Here is a 16658-nt window from a genome sequence, read left to right as displayed (position 1 = left end):
TAGATTTGTATACCTGCTTATGCAGATTTGATTAAATTATGAATAATAAAATTTTACTGATTGACGATGATGAATTGATGCTTGAGGCACTTGATTGTTTTTTAATGATGGAGCACTTCAATACACATAAGGTTGCCAAAGCGGAGCAGATTATACAATCGGTTAATGATTTTAAGCCTGATTTAATTGTGATGGATATCCGTTTGGATACTGCTGATGGAAGAACTGTTTGCGATGAATTAAAATCTGAAACATCTACTTCTCATATTCCCATTATATTACTTACCGGACTCACTTTCGATGAGATTGCTTATATAGATTGTTCGGCAGATGCTATTATTGGAAAGCCTTTCCTCAACAGTTCTTTACTGCATACAATTAACCAATTACTGAAATAAACCCTTCATTATTTTCTTTTAACGCAACTTTTATTTTAAATGTGGGCTTTTTTGATTGTCGATAATCAAATTATACGCTATAATAAATCGATTTTATATAAAATAATATTTAAAATTCAAAACTTTTAAGTGAAATAGATGTTTTAGGAATACTATTTACGTCTATCTATCGTTTAAAAGTATGAAATTTTCGCCTCAATGTATCATGCCCAAAATTTTGGTGTGTGTTATCCTCTTCGTTTTTCTGTCCATATCCAAATCTTTCGCTACAGATAATTTCCCTTAAGGTTGCATAGTTTTTTACAATGGGGCAGAACGCGTTTTTACTGATTACCAAGGGATTGATCCTGTAGGAGGAGCAAGAATTTATTCTTTATCAACCAGCTATAAACAAGGTACGGGCAGTTGTGAAGCAAGCGTTAGCCCTTCAACGCCATACCCTGGTGGCTGCAGTGTGCAAGGAGTTACTACTGGATCAAATGTTACCATCGCTGAACTATATAATTGTCCGATTGATAAAGGTGCAACAATTTCTATTATTCTTCTCGCCATTGGCGGAGTAGCTGCGATAAGGAAAACCAGCGGTACTAAAAAGAAGTAATTAACCTGGCTTAACCCTAAGTTTTTTACAATCCATTTGCCGTTATGGCCTTTAAATATGCTTGTACAATCATTGTACGAGGGTAACTTTTGTGCATAAATAAAATGATTCTCGTTTTCAAGAGGTTACCTTTTGCCTACTTGCAAATCACAATGAAGATGGTAATTTTGCCTGATGAAGGTGAGTGTAGTTGCTATTTTAGAGACAGCGTTTAGTAGGGAGCCAGCATTGGCAAAGATAATGGACAACAGGTTGCTGAGGGCAGCGAAAGAACTTCAGGATTATCACCTTATCGGCCTTTTATCAAAAAGATCAAACTTACACTCGCTTACCATTCAATTGAGTTACAACCAGAAATATAAAATCCGTTATCAAATTATGAGTGATGTACCACCAGATGTAGACATGCTTGTTAAAGAACGCTGCGGCAGGTTGGGATATATTCTTTATAAAAGCATTGCAACGGAACAAGAAAAGGCATTGTGGTAAGTTTAATTATTACACATCATTTAGATTGATTAACTTTTTTTAAAGGTTTATTTTTAACAGGGGCTTTTCGTGCCTTGGTTTGCTTTGCGGTTGTTTTTTTAATGGCCTTCGTTTTTATCCGCTTTTCGAGTGCGTTTAGCCTGCGTTGCCACTTTTGTATTATTTCGTCCTCGTAATTGGGCAGCTCATTAGGACCAAGCATACCAAGCATTTTTGCAAGCGGACGAGAATCTTCGGCAATTTTTTTATGCTCACTGATCCATTCGCGCTTTTCCTGTTCAATATGATTTTCGTGCGATTTAATTGAATCTTTTAGCAGCGAAAGTTCAGCCTGTATATTTTTTTCTTTTCTGTATAAAATCAGCAATCTTGATGTGGCACCGGTATGCAAGGGGTTTTTCTTCAATACCGATTGATAAGCCTTAATGGCCTGCACAAATTCATTTGCAGTTTCAAGGTTTCTGGCACTTGCAAATTTTTCTGCCTCCATAATCTTGCTTTTTTTGCTCATCTCAATTGGTTGCTTTGCGGACTATTTCTATCGGCCCGTGCCTGAATTATTGTATGAATTTCCGGCCAGATGTTTTCTGCTGCAATCCGGTATCCAGAGGCTAAAGGATGAACACCATCTGGCATATTTAGGCTCCGGTTTCCGGCTACATTTTTTAAAAATGATGGTACTATTGCCACACCGTTTTCTTTCGCCAGCTTTTCATAAATGCCTTGGTAGCCGCTGCCGTGCCCATATGCCCATTGTGGCAATGCAATGCCCAGTATAAGTATGGATGCTAATGGCTGTGCAACCCGTACACGAGATAGTATTGTCTGTAGGTTGTTATAAATCAGGGTAGGAGATAGGCCCCTTAAAAAATCATTGGCACCCAGTTCAATAACAAAAATGGCAATGTTTCCTGTAAGGTACGGTGCTATCCGAGATAAGGCAGCAGCTGTAGTGTCGCCGCTCAGCCCCGCATTCACCACTTCGAAACTGAATCTTTGTTGTTTTAACTTCTGATCAATTAATGCAGGCAGGGCTTCGCTTTTAGGATCTTTTAGGCCGTAGCCAGCGATTAGGCTGTTGCCAAAAAAAACAATTTTCTCCATTTACTATGCGTTCTTTTTTATCAGTAAAGCCGATAACAGTACTGCTGCGCCAAGGGCAATGTATTTTCGGTGGGCTTTTGGCTTTCCTGGGATTCCCCATCCACCATAAACCGAGTTTCCAAAATTTACGGGGTTAAAAACATTGCCACTTGTTATTTCTGTTTTTTTTGCGTGTTTTAAATAGGTGCGGATTACGCTTCCGGCAATTGCTGTGGTTAGGCCAGGTAAAATCGTGCGTGAAAAACGCATTAATGTAGAAAAACTTCCAACCATTTTTTCGGCCATTGGGTTTATCGAAAGTTTTACCATCTCATTTGCCAGTCTGCTAGGATCATACACGATTGGGCCGGGCTTAAGCACTTTTCCGGTATAGTTGGCTGCATGTTGCATGCCTGGAGTATCTAAAAAGCCTGGGAAAGCATCGCATACATGTATATTGGGTAGGTGGCGCAGCTCTGCTTTTAGTGCTGCCGAGAATCCGCGAAGGCCGAACTTTGCTGCCGAATAACCTGCGCCAAAAGGCACAGGAAGAAAACCACCTATCGATATATTGTTAATCAAAATTCCATGCCCCTGGGTTTTAAAATATGGAAGCACAGCATGTGCCCCGTGCATATAGCCCAGGAGATTTGTTTTTACCACTTGTTCGCTAACCTCCATCGGGGTAACATCAAACTCACCAATGGCGAGTACGCCTGCATTGTTAACCCAAACATCAATTGTACCGTTTATATCAGCTGCTGCTGCGGCAAGTTAATCACCGATCGGTAATCCGAAGTATCACAAACCAAACATTTAACTTCAGTTTTATAAATTGCACATTCGTTTACCAGTTCCTCAAGAGCTTTAAGGTTTCTTGAGGCGATTACGATCCGGTCGCCATTTTTAGCAAATGCCAGTGCAATTGCACTTCCTGCACCGCTAGATGCACCTGTAATAACCACCGTTCTCCTGCTTGTTTCTGTAATTTGCTGTTTCATATTATTTAAACCAGCTTAAATCAGGGAATGTTTTCTTTTTGTCTAATGTTTAAACTATTAGATTGGTTGCGTTTTTTAAATCCCTGAATTGAATAGACTTCATATTTGTAATTAGATAAGTACTGATTTCAAAAGTTTACCCGAATTCCGTTATCGTTTTACTGAATTATGAAGCTTTTTCATCAATAGTATAAGGTTGTAAGCAACATGCCATGTAAGAAAAGTTTTTCATATTCACAAATAAAAGCGGTATCTTACATTAAAGATAATAAGTGTTATGCTATCTTTGTAGAAGATATATATAAATTGATCGCTCCTGACCATTTTGAACTTACCCTTGAACGCCTAAGACAATTTTTAGTAGATGAACAACATCCATATGGCACTGCCCAAACTAAGCTTTGCTTTGCGAAGATTAGGCGAATTTATAAAAGGTGCTTTATTTATGAGCTTGGGGTTGTTAAAGTTTGCGAATATAAACAAATGGTTGTCGAAGGGAACCATCGATTCATTGCATATAAACTAGCTGGTATAGATTTTGAGATAAGGCCTCATACAAGTAGTCATTGCGATATGTTAAAAAAATATAATGAAGTATATATTTCCGAAGATGATTGGGATGCGAATCATGAAGATACTGCAAAATATTGTGATGATAACTATGTAGATAAAAATTGGATTAAGAAAGAATGAAATTTGTTTTAGATATTGATGGAGTAATGGTTCATGCCAATCCACACAGACGTGTGGAACTGGAAGATGATGGCTTTTATAAATTTAATAATAAGGCAGTTGAAATATTTAATTTAATGTTTAGAACAAGTAAAGATGAATTAATATTGTCAACCTCACATCGGTATAGGTATTCTGTTAATCAATGGAAAACTATTCTCAAGGATAGAGGAATTTCGAGTAGGAAAATAACAATTTTGGATGTCAGTTTTTCTTCTAATTTGAAAGTTACCAGACGTAAAGAAATTGAAACTTGGATATCAGATAATGATATTAACTATAATGATATTGTGATACTAGATGATGATAAATCTTTAAACGAGCTTCCTGTAGGATTAAAACAGCGGCTTTGCTTAACTAATTCTTATACAGGACTTAATAATGTTGAAGATTTAAAACAAGTTGTTAATAGAGAATTAAAAAGCTATACAAAAATGGAATACAAATATTACAGGCAAACCAAAGGTTAATCTTTAGTTGCCTGTAATATTATAATCAATCAAATTGATTGTTTTATCATCAACATTTTATTCGAGGTGTATAGTTTTGATAAACTAACGTTACATCAGTTCATCAAAATGAATCGGTAAACTATTGATGCGTTTTCCGGTTGCGTGGAAAATTGCATTAGAAATGGCTGCGGGCATGCCTACCAATCCAATTTCTCCAACCCCCTTAATACCAAGTTCATTAATAAGCTCATCTTCCTCTTCGGCAAAAATTACATCCATATCTTTAATGTCTGCATGCACAGGAATATGGTATTCACCCAGGTTTGTATTGATGTATTTACCTAGTTTTTTATCCATAATGGTTTCTTCGTGCAGGGCCTTGCTAATTCCCCATACCATGGAGCCATAGATCTGGCTTTTTGCTGTTTTCGGGTTGATGATTTTACCTGCTGCTACTGCGGTAACGGCCCTGGTAACGGTTACGTTTCCCAGTTCAATATCTACTTCTACCTCTACAAACGATGCGCTATGTGTCGCCTTACTGTAATTCCTGAGTTTCAGCATATGCGGCTTACCCATATTTGTGGTTTTTATGTTACGGCCTTTATTAAAAGCAACAATTTCTTTAAAGGAGATTGATATTTCCGGATCAGCTTTAAGGTAAATTCTGCCACCTTCGAATATGATATCTTTATCATCACTTTTGGCAAAAGGAAAATTGTCCATCTTCCGGGCTACCTTAAGTATTTTCTTTTTCAGTTCTTTGGTGGCCACAACAATTCCCACGCCTGTTGAGGCAGTCATTGCAGAGCCGCCCTGAAACATAGAAAAAGGTTTCTGACTGTCGCCATAACGGAAATCCACATCTTCAATGGATAAACCAAGTTCATCAGCTGCAATTTGGGTCATTACCGTAAAAGTTCCGGTGCCGATATCGGTTACTGCATTATTGAGAATCAGTTTACCATCTGCATTAATTATGGCTTCTACCCGTGATGGGAACTGCAAAGCATCCCAAATCCCTGTGGCCATGCCATAGCCTACCAGTTTATTACCACGCGTCATGCTTCTTGGTTCAGGTGTCCGGTTTTTCCATCCAAAGCGTTCTGCGGCTTGCAGGTAACACGCTCTTAGTGCTTTACTGGTATAAGGTTTTTTTGCAGAAGGATCGGTATCTGAATAATTAAGCAGCCTGAGTTCGAGCGGATCAATTTTAAGTTTATAAGCCAGCTCATCCATGGTACATTCAATGGCATGTAAAGCTGTGCTGCCGCCGGGTGCCCGCATATCTAAAGGGGTACAAACATCCAGTGGAACAACCTTTTGCTCAAACAGCGTATTGGGCGCAGGGTAAAGCTTGTGGCTCCATGAAGCTACCGATTCAAAATAATCTTCATAACTGGAGGTTTCGCTCAAGGCGGTATGGGCCATTGCGGTAAGCCTGCCATTAACATCAGTTGCAAACTTAAGATTTTGTTTAGTAGGCGGTCTGTGGCTAAAAAAGAACATCTGCTTACGGTCTAACACCAGGCGCACATTGCGTTTTAAGTGGATAGCGGCCATTGCACATAAAAGCAACTGGTATTGGGGGCGTAAACCCGAACCGAACGCGCCACCAACAAAAGGCGCAAGTACCCTTACATTTTTATATTTTAAACCGAATACATTGGCTACAAAAAGCTGGTTATTAATAGTGCCCTGCGTTTTATCGTAAATGGTGAGTTTGCCCTCTCCATTGTACACCGTTGTGGTGGCAAACATTTCCATTGGGTTGTGGTGCTCAGTGCCATGTTGGTATTCACTTTCTACCTTTACTGCGGCATCTTGATAGGCTTGTTCAAAATCGCCAGTAGGTGGGGGCGGTGGTGGTTTAAGTGCAGTGGCCAGCCCAAATTTAGGCGGTCGTGCCTGCTCTGTATGATCGGTAAGGAAGGTTTCGAAAGGTTTCTCTTCAAAATCAAATTCTACCAGTGTAGCTGCATAACGTGCGGTTTCAAAATCTTCTGCCACCACCAGTGCAATCGGTTGACCGTTATATAAAATTTCATCATTATAAAAAGGTTTAAACACTGTTCCGGGCGGGGCATCCATATCGGCATACTGGAGATCGAACCAAGCCAGTTTTGGCCGGTTTATATGCGATAATACTGTTATTACGCCAGGTAATGCGGTTGCTTTATCAATGTTGATGCTTTTAATTTTACCTTTGGTTACAGGGCTGTTTACCACATAAGCATGCAGCAGATTTTCTACCTCATATTCTGCGGCATATTTGGCAGCACCGGTTACTTTTAGTTTACCTTCGAGCCGACTTATCGGCTTACCAACGATTTTATCTTTATCCATTGTTTTTTCGATAGTTGATTGTATTGTTTAAGCCGAAGGCTGTGCGCCGGGTTGCTGGCTTGATGGATCAAGTGCCATCATACAGTTCCTTACAATTGCCTTTTTGGCAAGAGCAATTTTAAAATCATTATCGCCATATCCTTTGGCACCTTGTACAATCAGCTCTGCTGCAGCCGAAAAGTTTTCGCGGTTGGCCTCTTTATTGATTAAAAAATCTTCGGCTTCGGCAACCCGCCAGGGTTTGTGTGCAACACCGCCCAGGGCAATACGGGCTTCAGTGATCAATTTTCCATCAAGCTTTAGTGCAGTTGCTACAGATACCAGCGCAAAGGCATAAGAATGCCTGTCGCGCAGTTTTAAGTATGAATAGTGATCTTTAAAACCATTTTCAGGAAGATCTATCGAGGTGATGAGTTCGCCGGTTTTTAAATTATTGTCTAGCTCAGGAGCATCGCCGGGCAAACGGTGGAAATCAGCAAAATCGATACTTCGTTCGCCATCCAAACCGATTACATTTACCCTGGCGTTTAATGCTGAAAGTGCTATGCACATATCTGAAGGGAATACTGCAATGCAGCTGTCGCTCGTTCCCAATATTGCATGTATGCGGTTATAGCCTGTTTTTGCAGGGCAGCCTGATCCGGGGATGCGTTTATTGCATGGTACCTGATCATCATAAAAATAATAACAACGGGTGCGCTGCAATAAATTGCCTCCGTTACTGGCCATATTCCTGATTTGTGCGGAAGCCCCTGCTAAAATAGCTTTAGACAGTAAGGGGTACCTTTCTTCAACTAATGGATGGTAGGCAGTATCTGCATTTCTCACTGCTGCGCCAAGCCTTACACCTCCATCAGGGTTTTCGGTTATGGTATTGTTTATGCCGATGTGGTTAATATCAATAAGTGCAGCGGGATGGGTGAGGTTATATTTCCATAAATCAACAAGGTTGGTGCCTCCGGCAAGGTATTGAGCATTTATATCCTTATCGCGCAGGTTAATGGCCTGGTCGGCATCAGCGGCCTGTAAGTATTCGAAATTATTCATAATGGCCTCCGTCTTTTACCTGCATAATTGCATCGATAATTCCTTTATTGGCACCACAACGGCATAGGTTGCCGCTCATCAGTTCGCTAACTTCATCGCGGGTTGTTGCGCGGTTTTCTTTGAGCATGCCTACTGCGCTGCAAATCTGGCCGGGGGTACAGTAACCGCATTGAAAAGCATCGTGATCAATAAATGCCTGCTGTAGGGGATGGAGATTATCATCATCACCCAAACCTTCTATTGTGGTAATTTCTGATCCGTTTTTTGCCACAGCCAGGCTTAAGCAGCTTAATATCCTTTTGTCATCACAAATAATGGTACATGCGCCGCATTGGCCATGGTCGCATCCTTTTTTTGTGCCGGTAAGTAGTAAGCGGTCGCGAAGTGCATCGAGTAATGAAACCCAAGGGCTTAAGTCCAGTTCATGGCGGATCCCATTTACTGTGAGTATAGTTTTGGCCATTTAATTATGTTTTGAAGTTGGTATGCCTATTGGTAAAACTAATATGCAGTTTAAAAAGTTTTAGATCGTGAAGATTAATGCAGCTTATGGGCTCAACTTTGAGATGGGAGGGGGCTAGAACGGAGGTAATCAGTTCTTTAAAGAATTGGTTATGCGAAGCAAAACCGGGATATGGGCAAAAAAATATATTAATAACAGATATTCATACCTACCTGGCTTCTAAACCGACATTTAAGGTATGAATATCTATTTTACGCTTAATTTATACAGCGGTTCTATACTGTTTCAGGCGTTTTTTCAACTCCATCCTGGCCTGATGAATATGTGTTTTAACGGTGCCTAGCGGAATTTCGAGTTCATCTGCTATTTCATGGTATTTATAACCTTCTACATACCTTACAAAAGGCAAGCGGTAAGCTTCGGGTAAATTGTTTAATGCATTTTGAATGTCCTGCATGGCAAATCTATTCTCTGCTACGTTTGTGGTAGCACTTTTGTAAAGATGCATGCTGCTGATTTCTTCTTCAGTGGTTATTACTGAATTTTTTCTTGCCTTTTTGCGGTAATCATTAATGTAAGTGTTGCGCATAATTACAAATAGCCAACCCTTAAAGTTTGATCCTTTTTCAAAGCTTTCCTTAAAACGAAGTGCTTTGATCAAAGTATCCTGTACCAGGTCGTCGGCATCATCAAGGTCTCGTGTAAATTTCATCGCATGTGCGCGGAGATGGTCAGCGTAGCTACTAACCATACTGCTGAATGTGGCTGTTTTCATAGACAAATGTTTTTAGGTACTTAATCAACCATAAAAATTTTTATGTGGTTTGTATCTTTTCTAATACAATTTGTCTGCGGCCAAATGTATGGCACCCTAAGCTGTTAAACCAACATTATATCGGCTATTTTATTTGTTTTTCTTTAAGCACTATTATTAAAACAAAATTCAATAACTGAAAAGGTAGATTTATTACAGGGTAAATCATCCCATACAATTGAAACGCTGGAAACAGGTTTCAATGATATCAAAACAGAAATTGATAAAAATAGCTGTTGTTACCCGGTAGGATAGCGATTATCCTTACTTAGTTAAGAAAGAAAACAAACCAGACTAAAAATAAATTTATAAAGCTCCGTTAACGGAGCTTTTTTTATGCTTTTTAATGGTATTCAAACATCAGTTTATTGTTTTCGGTATAGAGGTAGGTGGTGCGGTTGCCAAGATAGTTATGAATTGGATACCTGCTATCCATTTTATTTAATGAATCAACAAGGTTTTTGGTCACCATTTGTAGTCTTCGTTTAAAAGCAGTTCTTTTTGCTTCCAAATCTTTTATCTCTACCTCGTTAATGGATGCATCGATATCATGGCCGATGTTGTGGATTTTATTTAAAAGGTCCAAATATTGATTGAATTGTTCCTGAATCGTGTAATTGCTCATATTAGCGATAAACGGAAAAGGGTTAAAAATAGTTTCATGCCCCTGCAAAAAGGTAATTTTTTGTTATTTAAGTGTTTTCAGGATCGCTCCTGTTACTATGGCTCCTGTTAAGTAATAGGCAATGGTTAATGCACTTACCTTTACATTTTTTGCGGTTGGTTCAGGCTGCAGGCCCATTGGCTTAGGTAATTTAACTGCCCCAACTCCTGCGGCAAGGCCCAATATAATGGCTTTTGGCCATATCAGGCTGTAACTACCGCCAATTAAACTATAATAAATTGCGTTTCCTGCCACATCACCGGCAAGCGTACTTAGGTATAATTCTTTATCATCATCAATAGAAGTACCTAAATAACCTAAAGATTTTTGCAATGCTTCTTCGCCCAACAGGTCGATACGCGGCATATCTTTACCCTTTTTAAGTGATTCGTGAAGGATATTCAGCACCACCGCACCTCCAAGGCCGGCCAGTAGGTTCGTTATCTTTCCCATGTTCAGGTGTTTAAAATTTGTATTATTGTTAACTATGGCCCACTTCAGCAATATAGGCTGGATCTACTTGTGGCTCAGCATCTGCCGGAGTATTTTCGATGTAAGATTGTTCAACCACGTTAAGGTATTCGCGCAATTTTGCGAAACGCATTTTTATTTCTGCTTTTTTATCTTCATCATGCTCAGGCGCACCGTCCATTGCAGCAAGTGTATCTACCGCATAATCCATAAACTGTTTGGCGGTTTCAGATAAAAGTAATTTTTCCATTTTCGAGTATTTAGTCTGGCCTTTCTGACCATCTTAAATACAAATGCCACACAGTAATGGTTTTGAATATATGGTGGTTTATTATTCCGAGAGGTTGTGAATTTAGTTTATGATGGATTATAAATGCTAAAAATTTTAGTATAATTTTGTTCTTAATAAGAGTTAATTGGTTATGATCAGGACGTTTGAAAAAAGAGCAGAGCAGAAGATTTCGGGGTTTCAATCGCCAGCTGCAGATTATTTGGAGGGTAGGCTCGATATTATCGAAAAAATAGTGATCGATCCTCATGCTACCTTTTATTTTCAGATGCAGGGCAATACCATGGCCGGTTATGGAATATGTGATGGAGATATTTTAGTGATCGACCGATCTTTAAAACCCATTGAAGGTGCATTTGTGATTGCCTTTGTAGCAGGTTTTTTTAACTGCCGGCTGTTGTTGAAAGATAAGCAGGGTTTTTTTCTTAAAAACGATTCGGATATTGTAAGGGAAACGGAAATGGAGGTGTTGCAGATTTGGGGTGTGGTGAGTTCGGTATGCAGAAATGTATTGCCAAAGGCTTTAAGAACGGGGAGGTACAAGGATGTTTGCACTTTGTGATTGCAATAATTTTTATGCCTCGGCCGAGCGGCTTTTCCGCCCGGAGCTTAATGGCAAGCCCGTTGTTGTACTGAGTAATAATGACGGTTGCGTAATTGCCAGGAGTGAGGAAGCTAAAGCCTGTGGCATTAAAATGGGTGATCCTGAATTTTTGGTGAGAGACCTGATTAAAAAGTTTTCTATCCATGTTTTCTCCAGCAATTATGTTCTTTATGGCGACATGAGCGAACGGGTGATGCACAACCTGGCCAGGTGGTTTCCACGGCTTGATGTGTATAGCATTGATGAGGCTTTTGGTTGGCTTGGCGGAATTGGCAACCTTGATACTTATGTGCCTATGGTCCGTAATTCGGTAGTTCAGAATACCGGTATACCTGTTTCTATTGGCGTAGCACCAACTAAAACGCTGGCAAAGCTGGCCAACAAACTCTCTAAAAAGTGTGGTGGGGTAATGGTGTTGGATACTGATGAGAAAATAAGTGCTGCGGTAAAAGATTTTCCTGTAAGTGATTTATGGGGAGTGGGCCGTCAGTATTATAAGAAATTTCAGGAACTCGGCATTACTACCGCAGGCGAACTCAGGGAAATGCCCGAAATGTGGTTTAAGCAGCATTTAACCGTTATGGGCCAGCGGATGTGGAATGAGTTGTGGGGTAGGCCGGCCATCCCTCTGGATGCGGTAAGGGAAAATACCAAAGGGATTACCGTTAGCCGATCTTTTAGAAATTACATTGAACAGCCCGATATTTTAGCTGAGGCTGTTACCTTATATGCCAGCAGACTGGCCGAGAAATTACGCAAGGAACAGCTGCGCTGCCTTTATTTACAGGTTTTTTTATACACCAATAAAAACAGGGAAGACCATCCACAACATTTTCCCAGTTATACGCATAAACTGTTGCTGGCGAGTAACAATACCACCGATTTGGTAAGCATTGCTGTTAAGGTAGCACAACGGCTTTTTAAGGATGGTGTAAAGTATAGAAAAGCTGGTGTAATTGCCACCGGACTGGTGCCGGAGAGCGAGTTACAACTGAATGTTTTTGCGGCGCATGACAGTGGCAAGAAGGATAAGGTTTCTGCCGTACTCGATAAACTTAACCTCGCTTATGGCAGGGGAACGCTTAGAATGGCGACTGAAGGGTTTGAGAAAAAGTGGCGGTTAAAGCACGAATATCTTTCCAAAGGTTATACCACCCGATGGCCTGATATTATTAAAGTGATTTAAAATAGGCTCACCATTTTGTAGGGGATTTTTAATTAGCAAGCGCAGAGCGATAAAATCGCTTTACTCGTACATCGGTTCTTGCCATAAAGATTGCTTCGTCGGCTGAAAAAGCCTTCTCGCAATGACGATAGCTTAAATATCGGTTCTTGCCATAAAGATTGCTTCGTCGGCTGAAAAAGCCTTCTCGCAATGACGATAACTTAAATAGTCCTCGTTTGTAACGAGGATTTTTGAGGTACGCATTTGCAATGCAAAAATAATTCCTTTAAGCGCGATAAAATCGCTTTACTCGTACATCGGTTCTTGCCATAAAGATTGCTTCGTCGGCTGAAAAAGCTTTCTCAGCAATGACGATAGCTTAAATAGTCCTCGTTTGTAACGTGGGTTTTTGAGTGCGCATTTGCAATGCGAAAATAACTCCTTTAAGCGCGATAAAATCGCTTTTCTCGTACATCGGTTCTTGCCATAAAGATTGCTTCGTCGGCTGAAAAAGCCTTCTCGCAATGACGATAGCTAAATAGTCCTCGTTTGTAACGAGGATTTTTGAGGTACGCATTTGAAATGCGAAAATAACTCCTTTAAGAGCGATAAAATCGCTTTACTCTTACATCGGTTCTTGCCATAAAGATTGCTTCGTCGGCTGAAAAAGCCTTCTCGCAATGACGATAGCTTAAATAGTCCTCGTTTGTAACGAGGATTTTTGAGGTACGCATTTGCAATGCGAAAATAATTCCTTTAAGAGCGATACAATCGCTTTTCTCGTACATCCTCGTTACAAACGAGGACGATGTGGCTTAGCCTCGGCTTCGGGCCTTTTGCACCCTTAACCACCCTTCAGAGGGTCGGCACCGAGCCTTTTAGCCTCGGTTTCGAGCCTTTTGCACCCTCAACCACCCCTCAGAGGGTCGGCACCGGGCCTTTTAGCCTCGGTTTCGGGCCTTTTGCACCCTCAACCACCCCTCAGTGGGTCGGCACCGGGCTTATCTTGACATCACTAGAAGTTAAAACCATTTTACCGATGATGTTGAATAGGAATGTCAGGGTTAGCTATCTTTTAAGGTGCTTACTTTATAATGCCTGATGATGATTTCTTTTTGATGAAGTGTTTTTTCCAGGTTCGATTTTATTTCTTTCCAGTAGGGGGCATTAAAATGAGCCGTCATTACTTCAACTACAATTAGCTTATCGTATTCGGTTTGGTTACCATCCTGCCAGATGCCTTTTATGGGTTGGCGGGTGTAAAGGCTTAGTCCTCCAAATTTTTCTGTCAAACTTTTTTGAAGCTTTTGCAGCGTACGGTTAAAAATGCTGCTCTCAGTTATGGGTATAAATAACTGAACGAGCGTATCCTGTCTGTTATTTTTCTTTTCCCCTTCGCTAATGAGTTTCCAGGTAGCAGCAGGGCTTGTTAAACCTTTAATTTTAAATGATTTACCCGCCAATTCGTTGTAGTTGATGAAAAATTGGCCAATTTGTGTAATCAACTCCTGTTCCAAATCATGGATGGTTTCAATTTTGGCCATGTTTTGATCTATAATTGGAACCGCTATAATCCGGTCGTTTTCCATTTTGCGGCCATCTTTTTCGCGTTGGTCAGCTTTAATTGCGCCAACAATTCTGCAATCTAGCGCGCAGCCCGTAAAAGTGCCTAAAGTAGAAATAACCAGCACATCCAAAGGGTCGCCATCTTCTCCTAATGTGCCTGGGATAAAACCAAAATCAAAAGGAAACACCATTCCGGCAGGCATTACTTTATTGAGTACGTAAATGTTCTGTTCAGGTTCGTAATCAAATTTTTGCTTGCTGCCTTTTGGTGTTTCAATAATTACCCTTACCTGCTGCTCTTCAGTTTTCATATGTCCTGGAGCGGTCTATTTTATCCGACCTAAAATTAATTATCTGTTTTGATAGTCTTTAGCTGCCCTCATTTTCCGCTGTATGTGTATCAGCCAGATTTTCTGAATCCAGTGTCCGGCTTTTACTCACAGGCCCGTCAGAGGGTAATGATTCATCAGGTTTTTCACCTACTTCGCGCTTATCGTCCTCGTTTTCGGGGAAACCCATATTTTCCTTATTTTCTTTCTCGCCAGCATTGCCATTCGTGTTTTCCATTGCTATTGATTTTATAGGTGTAATTAATTTTCGGTACTACTTTCTGGCAGCACTGTTTCTGGTGCTTGTGCGGATTGATTTTGCGGTACTTCGGCAAGCTTTTCTATAAGTGCCTTAGCAACAGGCCCTGCAGATAATGGATTCTGCCCGGTAATCAACAAGCCATCAATTTCTACATGAGAAAGGAAGGGCACCAAACTATTTTTAATTTCTGCCCCTAATGTTTCCAGTTTTGTTTGCAACAGATAAGGAACATGATTGCCACGGCCAACCAGCGTTTCTTCGGTATTGCTAAAAGCCGAAATTCTTTTTCCTTTTAAAAAATCAGGGCGAATGTTTTCGGCACCAAGCAATGCAGCCGGGCCATGGCATACTGCTGCTACCGGTTTGCCAGCATCTAAAAAGTCATGAATCAGGATTCCGCTATTGTTATCAACAGCCAGATCCCAAAGGGGGCCATGCCCACCAGGATAAAACAAGGCGTCATAATCTTCTACCCTGATCTGATTTAAGGTGCTGGTGTGTGAAAATGCATTTTTTGCGTTTTCATCATCCTGGTATCTGCGGTTGGATCCGGTTATGTTTTCTGTAAGTTCACTCATTGGGTCTACCGGTGGCCGGCCACCTTTAGGGCTAAACAGATCTACCTGGTAGCCTGCATCGATAAATTCGTAATATGGATCGGTAAATTCGCCAAGCCAAACTCCGGTTTTATCATCAGTATTTTGCATGTCGCGATGAGAGGTCATCACCATTAATATCTTTTTCATAAGTTGCTTATTTTATGTCTTCAGGATCAAGTTCATTACCTTCTTCATCAACGCGCTGGTGTTCATCCCAATTCGAATCTTTTGTATTATCAGTTTGCTGATCTACATTTTCTTCTTCCTGTTCTTTTGGATCTTTCATGTTTTTAAGATTTTTAATACAAAGAGATAACAAGTTTAAGCAAGCAATGGTTCGCCAAAGCTGAAAAGAAATACTTAACCGCATAAAAAGATCTGGTTGTTGGCAATACACATCTGTTTTATGTGCTATTATTTAATATTGGTTTAAATGTTTAAACCTTATCGCCTTTTTACGTGTTTTATTAAGAAAAACGATTATGAACGATAACATTGAACCAAGAGACACAGATGCTGAAGACAGCAATGGTCAGTCGCAAATAAGTCCGAATGAGGAAAAGGAAGTTGATGATAACGAAGTACAACGTGGCCTAACAGGTGAAACAGACGATGAGGAAGATGTTGGCGGAGACCTTGCAGGCAATGCCGGCGGAAATACTTAACTGATTAATGGCTGTTCCATTATCGGAAGGTTTAACACTATTTAATATTTACAATTTTAAAGGATCACCATAATGGGAACTGAAGAAGAAAATAACAACCTGGGCGATAAGAATGCTGAAAACAGCGCAGAACGTACCAATATGCCCGATAACCAGGTGCCAAGGTTTAGAAGTAATGAAAATCATGAAAAGAACCGAGTTAAAAGTGAGGCCGGATTTTTAAGCAGGGAAGTAGGCGAAGGAGATTTTGGCTCGGAAGAAGCAAGGGCCGATTGGGAAAAAGGAAACAGCGGAACTGCAGGTAACATGCCCAATTCGGTGAGTAAAGAAGATGGTGATGAAGAAGAAAGTTTGCCTTAGTTTATGCAATAAATCTTATTTGATAAGTACTACTGAATTACTTGAATTGGGATAGGCCATTGCTAAATAAATCATGTAAAGGCATTACATTCTGGAGTGATTTACAAATAGTTGAACTGTTTAAAATAGGTTAACCGATGGTTAACCTATTTCTTTTTTCGTGCGCCGGGCATGGCAATCGACTATAGGGTTCAAGTCCCGAACACGCTTAGCAGTAGGAAGTGTTAGCTCGAGACAAGGGTGTCGTGGGTGACTGCG

Annotated in this window: 23 protein-coding genes; 8 read left to right on the top strand and 15 right to left on the bottom strand. The window is 40.3% G+C overall.

Going from position 1 to position 16658, the window contains the following annotated elements:
* The first annotated feature begins 38 nt into the window (after positions 1-38).
* Both ASE74_RS04490 and ASE74_RS04485 read left to right on the top strand, forming a co-directional pair.
* Positions 39-398 carry a PleD family two-component system response regulator gene (locus ASE74_RS04490; protein WP_055904797.1) on the top strand — a complete coding sequence of 120 codons (360 nt, stop codon included), beginning with the start codon at positions 39-41 and terminating at the stop codon, positions 396-398.
* Between the two features lie 775 nt (positions 399-1173).
* A complete protein-coding gene (locus tag ASE74_RS04485; protein WP_055904794.1) occupies positions 1174-1488 on the top strand; it encodes a hypothetical protein in 315 nt (104 codons plus the stop codon).
* Between the two features lie 16 nt (positions 1489-1504).
* Here the strand turns inward: ASE74_RS04485 and ASE74_RS04480 are convergent, their stop codons facing one another.
* Genes ASE74_RS04480 through ASE74_RS25435 form a run of 4 tightly spaced genes read right to left on the bottom strand, consistent with a single transcriptional unit; the run spans position 1505 to position 3572 of the window.
* On the bottom strand, positions 1505-1999 hold the full coding sequence (locus tag ASE74_RS04480) for a hypothetical protein (RefSeq protein WP_055904792.1): 495 nt from the start codon (positions 1997-1999) through the stop codon (positions 1505-1507).
* Positions 1996-2592 (bottom strand): arylesterase, encoded by a 597-nt coding sequence (locus ASE74_RS04475; RefSeq protein ID WP_055904789.1) that lies wholly within the window; start codon positions 2590-2592, stop codon positions 1996-1998. Before ASE74_RS04475 ends, ASE74_RS04480 begins: the two co-directional genes overlap by 4 nt.
* A 3-nt stretch (positions 2593-2595) precedes the next feature.
* Positions 2596-3312 carry an SDR family NAD(P)-dependent oxidoreductase gene (locus tag ASE74_RS04470; RefSeq protein ID WP_369800130.1) on the bottom strand — a complete coding sequence of 239 codons (717 nt, stop codon included), beginning with the start codon at positions 3310-3312 and terminating at the stop codon, positions 2596-2598.
* A gap of 8 nt (positions 3313-3320) precedes the next feature.
* Positions 3321-3572, bottom strand: a complete 252-nt coding sequence (locus ASE74_RS25435) for an SDR family NAD(P)-dependent oxidoreductase (protein WP_082458644.1) — start codon at positions 3570-3572, stop codon at positions 3321-3323.
* Between the two features lie 207 nt (positions 3573-3779).
* On the opposite strand from ASE74_RS25435, the gene ASE74_RS04465 reads away from it, so the two are divergent.
* Both ASE74_RS04465 and ASE74_RS04460 read left to right on the top strand, forming a co-directional pair.
* On the top strand, positions 3780-4265 hold the full coding sequence (locus ASE74_RS04465) for a hypothetical protein (RefSeq protein WP_055904787.1): 486 nt from the start codon (positions 3780-3782) through the stop codon (positions 4263-4265).
* Complete coding sequence (locus ASE74_RS04460) at positions 4262-4774, top strand: HAD domain-containing protein (RefSeq protein WP_162235788.1); 513 nt, start codon at positions 4262-4264, stop codon at positions 4772-4774. The genes ASE74_RS04465 and ASE74_RS04460 overlap by 4 nt, the downstream gene beginning before the upstream one ends.
* Before the next feature lie 90 nt (positions 4775-4864).
* Here ASE74_RS04460 and ASE74_RS04455 read toward each other — a convergent pair whose 3' ends face one another.
* From ASE74_RS04455 to ASE74_RS04425, 7 genes are all read right to left on the bottom strand, one after another.
* Positions 4865-7102 carry a xanthine dehydrogenase family protein molybdopterin-binding subunit gene (locus tag ASE74_RS04455; RefSeq protein ID WP_055904784.1) on the bottom strand — a complete coding sequence of 746 codons (2238 nt, stop codon included), beginning with the start codon at positions 7100-7102 and terminating at the stop codon, positions 4865-4867.
* 27 nt (positions 7103-7129) lie between these two features.
* A complete protein-coding gene (locus tag ASE74_RS04450; protein ID WP_055904781.1) occupies positions 7130-8149 on the bottom strand; it encodes a xanthine dehydrogenase family protein subunit M in 1020 nt (339 codons plus the stop codon).
* On the bottom strand, positions 8142-8612 hold the full coding sequence (locus ASE74_RS04445) for a (2Fe-2S)-binding protein (RefSeq protein ID WP_055904779.1): 471 nt from the start codon (positions 8610-8612) through the stop codon (positions 8142-8144). The genes ASE74_RS04450 and ASE74_RS04445 overlap by 8 nt, the downstream gene beginning before the upstream one ends.
* A gap of 262 nt (positions 8613-8874) precedes the next feature.
* A complete protein-coding gene (locus tag ASE74_RS04440; RefSeq protein ID WP_055904776.1) occupies positions 8875-9387 on the bottom strand; it encodes an RNA polymerase sigma factor in 513 nt (170 codons plus the stop codon).
* Between the two features lie 382 nt (positions 9388-9769).
* The gene (locus tag ASE74_RS04435; RefSeq protein WP_055904773.1) at positions 9770-10051 is read right to left on the bottom strand and encodes a hypothetical protein; all 282 of its coding nucleotides are present in this window, start codon (positions 10049-10051) and stop codon (positions 9770-9772) included.
* Between the two features lie 63 nt (positions 10052-10114).
* Entirely contained in the window at positions 10115-10543 is a 429-nt protein-coding gene (locus ASE74_RS04430) for a hypothetical protein (protein WP_055904770.1), read from the bottom strand.
* A gap of 28 nt (positions 10544-10571) precedes the next feature.
* Positions 10572-10811 carry a hypothetical protein gene (locus ASE74_RS04425; RefSeq protein WP_055904767.1) on the bottom strand — a complete coding sequence of 80 codons (240 nt, stop codon included), beginning with the start codon at positions 10809-10811 and terminating at the stop codon, positions 10572-10574.
* Between the two features lie 172 nt (positions 10812-10983).
* Between ASE74_RS04425 and ASE74_RS04420 the strand changes: the two genes are divergently transcribed.
* Both ASE74_RS04420 and ASE74_RS04415 read left to right on the top strand, forming a co-directional pair.
* Positions 10984-11412, top strand: a complete 429-nt coding sequence (locus tag ASE74_RS04420) for a LexA family transcriptional regulator (RefSeq protein ID WP_055904764.1) — start codon at positions 10984-10986, stop codon at positions 11410-11412.
* Entirely contained in the window at positions 11396-12640 is a 1245-nt protein-coding gene (locus ASE74_RS04415) for a Y-family DNA polymerase (protein ID WP_055904761.1), read from the top strand. The genes ASE74_RS04420 and ASE74_RS04415 overlap by 17 nt, the downstream gene beginning before the upstream one ends.
* A gap of 1043 nt (positions 12641-13683) precedes the next feature.
* Here ASE74_RS04415 and ASE74_RS04405 read toward each other — a convergent pair.
* The 4 genes from ASE74_RS04405 to ASE74_RS25310 are packed head-to-tail and all read right to left on the bottom strand — an operon-like array spanning position 13684 to position 15661.
* A complete protein-coding gene (locus ASE74_RS04405) occupies positions 13684-14496 on the bottom strand; it encodes an inorganic diphosphatase (protein WP_055904755.1) in 813 nt (270 codons plus the stop codon).
* A 58-nt stretch (positions 14497-14554) separates the two neighbouring features.
* On the bottom strand, positions 14555-14752 hold the full coding sequence (locus ASE74_RS04400; protein WP_055904752.1) for a hypothetical protein: 198 nt from the start codon (positions 14750-14752) through the stop codon (positions 14555-14557).
* 23 nt (positions 14753-14775) lie between these two features.
* Positions 14776-15522, bottom strand: coding sequence for a type 1 glutamine amidotransferase domain-containing protein (locus tag ASE74_RS04395; RefSeq protein ID WP_200912262.1), 747 nt, complete (start codon positions 15520-15522; stop codon positions 14776-14778).
* Positions 15523-15529: 7 nt separating this feature from the next.
* Positions 15530-15661 (bottom strand): hypothetical protein, encoded by a 132-nt coding sequence (locus ASE74_RS25310; RefSeq protein WP_255352021.1) that lies wholly within the window; start codon positions 15659-15661, stop codon positions 15530-15532.
* A 196-nt stretch (positions 15662-15857) separates the two neighbouring features.
* Here ASE74_RS25310 and ASE74_RS04390 point away from each other — a divergent pair, with 196 nt between their 5' ends.
* Positions 15858-16040: a hypothetical protein gene (locus ASE74_RS04390; RefSeq protein ID WP_055904749.1), complete on the top strand. Its 183-nt coding sequence runs from the start codon at positions 15858-15860 to the stop codon at positions 16038-16040.
* 72 nt (positions 16041-16112) lie between these two features.
* Positions 16113-16400: a hypothetical protein gene (locus tag ASE74_RS04385; protein WP_055904746.1), complete on the top strand. Its 288-nt coding sequence runs from the start codon at positions 16113-16115 to the stop codon at positions 16398-16400.
* The last annotated feature ends 258 nt before the right edge of the window (positions 16401-16658 follow it).

It is taken from the genome of Pedobacter sp. Leaf216, from assembly GCF_001421515.1.
Lineage (GTDB): Bacteria > Bacteroidota > Bacteroidia > Sphingobacteriales > Sphingobacteriaceae > Pedobacter.
The sequence above is the reverse complement of the archived record's forward strand: the minus strand, read 5'-3'. Positions and strand labels throughout refer to the sequence as shown.